Raw genomic sequence first — 2,836 nt, forward strand, 5'->3', positions numbered from 1 at the left:
CCTATAAGCGCAAGAACTCACCTCCTGTCGCCATTAGGTAAAAATAGTCAAAACCCAGACTTGGCAAACTTTTCCTGCTTACAATAAGAATTGTAACAATAAGCTTGACAAATTGCAGATAATCTTAACTTCTCACCAATGTTCTGCGAGGATGGCTGAACTGCCGTTGATCGCAGCGGCAGCCACCGGGTTGAGTCCCCAAAATGCCCCGACTGCCACCACTAACAGGTTGGGCAGAGTAGCGATCGCCAAACTCTCATAGGCAGTGGCAAGGGTATGTTGCGCCAGGGCAAAGGTGTAGCCAAGGGGCTGGAGATCGTGGCTGTGCAAGATGACATCTGCGGCCGCTTCAAAATCCCCTCTTCCTAGAGAAATGACCACCTGATCCTCCCAGGCAGCCAAGCAATCACTACCACTGTCGGTTATCCAAGCCACCCGCTTACCTTGCCGGCGCAACTGTTCTTGGAGGCACTCAACAGCAGCCGCATCGGTGGCGAAGTGGATGCACTGATAAGGGATGCCCCAACTCACCAGCAGCTCCGGGGTAATCAAGTCCTGGAAACTTTCGCGAGTAAAGGCCAGAGTATCCACCTGAGCCAGCTTTTCCAGTACCCTGGCATTACGGATGTAAACGCCTTGTCGCGCTGCCGCCGTCAGGGTCGAAACCACTGCCAAGGGAGTAACGCCCCGCAGGGAAACCCCGATGTCGAGGGGTAACAGCGCACTCGCACGCCCCAAGTCTCCCGTCAGGATTGCCCAAGTGCCACTCAGGAACAAAGTGGGTAGGATCGCTCCTTGGGCGACGGGTTTGAGGTTCTGGAGTAGTTCGGTTTTTTCGACGGAATCTAGCCACCCTTCTCGAGCTGCCTCGGGAACGGGAGCGAACCGCTGCCGGTCAGAGAGCCAGTGGATTTCTGCATCTTCTTGCTCGAACAGCAGGTATAGCTCGTCTTCTAGCTGTTGGAGCTTGCTCTGGCGCAGGCTCTCTCCCACTGCTGCCAGATTGAGGGCGAGTGCGCCAGCGATGTTGTTGCCTTGAAGCAGTTGGTAGCTCAACCAGAGAGCATCGAGGCAGTCTATTGTCACTTGTCCCTGCTGGGTGAGGGCTTCGCCAACCCTCTGCCAGAGAGGAATTGAAGCCGCAAGGACAATTCCCCCCACAATCGAGAAGGGCAGTTCTAGGGGAGCAGCAGCGATCGCCACAGCCAAGGTTAAGGCCGGCATCCCTAAAGTTGGCCAAGTCCCCTGATTCCTAGCCCCGACTTTCTCGCTTGGATCTGGCTCTCTGATGCGGCTCTCGCTGATGGCAGTGGTTCTAAGCAGCGATCGCTGCAAGCGTCTGGCAAATTCGTCATCCCAATTGAGGCGGGGAATGCGAATTCGCAGCCGTCCCGGAATTTGATGGGCGACTTGCCAATCTACCCACTCAGGGGGTGCTGGGGAATTTTCTGCCGCTTGAACTGGTGCGGGAGTCAGAGTTGTTGTCGTCATGGTGAGGTGATTTCGAGAGGGGCTACCGACTGGCAGCGGGACGAACAAGACATTCAAAAGCAGGCTGACAGCAGCGACGTAGATGATACCAGTTTTCGACTTCCATAACCATTGTTGTAGAGTCGAGGTTAACCCCGGCAGCGGCAGAAGGGTAATACGGGGAAAAAGTCGCCCTCAAGGTAGGGTTGATTCATGAATCAACCCTACCTTGAATCAACCCTACCTTGAATCAATACTAGGGGGCAGGGGGTATCAAAGACAAAATCTATCTTCTATTTAATCAGAACCACTTAATTATCGGAACTAAAAAGGCTTATATATATTTCGACACGGATTCCAATTATACTAAAAAGTATAGGTCAAATCGAGGGATTTTGTCAACTCTTTTTTGCCATTAATCTATTTGTGTTATCCAATGGAGGGGGTTATAAGGAATGAAACCCCGATAGAGACAGACATTACTGCGATTTTTGTCAATTGTTTTCGCTCTAGAACGAGCTAATCAATTGAGTCTCTTGCCCTATAAGGATTTAGTCGATTTATGCCACCCGATCGAATCATACCAAGTAACGAAGAACCTTCTTTTTCCTCTTCTTGAATCGCCGATTTCGGGACAATGACGACGTTAACCGGTTCTTCTACTTCGTTGAATAGTTCTAAAACATATCCTTCCTCACCCCCCTTCGGATGGGCAACTATATCGACAAGAATCGCCGAATCACCCTGCTTAAGATTGTATTCGGGAACGTCGCGGGCTAGGGTCACTTCTTCGTATAGTTGCGCCATGGTTTATTTTTCCTTTCGAGGTTTGAGGGTGATAAATTGAAATTGATGATCTAGATTTCGTTTTAGCCAAATCGTGACAACGAATAGGCGAACTTGATTACTGCTGATTAATTCCCCCTCGACTCGATCGAAGGTTCCCTATTCGATTCACCGATCAAGTGTATTAATTGATATTGTTTCAAGGTTTTTTTGGGGTTGTAATTGCATAATTTTTTTTTAAATAGTCTAGACTAAAAAGGCTTATATATATTTCGGCACGGATTCCCATTATAATAAAAAGTATAGGTCAAATCGAGGGATTTTGTCAAGTCTTTTTTAGCATTAATCTATATAATTGTCGGGTTGCTCACCGGTCATTGTCCTCAAAAAAATTATGCCCTGGTTTGTCAAACAGTCCTAAGTAGGTGGGTGGAATTAAATCCCACATTCCGCACCCTAGTCGTTGAAATCAAAAGTTGCTCTAGCCCTTGTATAGTAAGACTTTTAGCGATTACTAAGAATTATGAAGTGTCACACTCTAGTTAGCGATCGCCAGCTTAATGAGAGTTTATCTCAATAA

General features: G+C 48.4%; 2 protein-coding genes and 1 pseudogene. All 3 read right to left on the reverse strand.

Annotation, left to right across the window (positions count from 1 at the left end):
- Positions 1 to 132: 132 nt before the first annotated feature.
- The gene (locus tag O9332_RS27460) at positions 133 to 1,491 is read right to left on the reverse strand and encodes a hypothetical protein (RefSeq protein WP_002758671.1); all 1,359 of its coding nucleotides are present in this window, start codon (positions 1,489 to 1,491) and stop codon (positions 133 to 135) included.
- A gap of 498 nt (positions 1,492 to 1,989) precedes the next feature.
- On the reverse strand, positions 1,990 to 2,277 hold the full coding sequence (locus tag O9332_RS27465; RefSeq protein WP_002758672.1) for a hypothetical protein: 288 nt from the start codon (positions 2,275 to 2,277) through the stop codon (positions 1,990 to 1,992).
- 3 nt (positions 2,278 to 2,280) lie between these two features.
- Positions 2,281 to 2,415 (reverse strand): annotated as a pseudogene (locus O9332_RS28540) (DUF6883 domain-containing protein); the annotation flags it as partial.
- Between the last annotated feature and the right edge of the window lie 421 nt (positions 2,416 to 2,836).

Source organism: Microcystis sp. LE19-10.1B, from assembly GCF_027530565.1.
Taxonomy (GTDB): domain Bacteria; phylum Cyanobacteriota; class Cyanobacteriia; order Cyanobacteriales; family Microcystaceae; genus Microcystis; species Microcystis aeruginosa.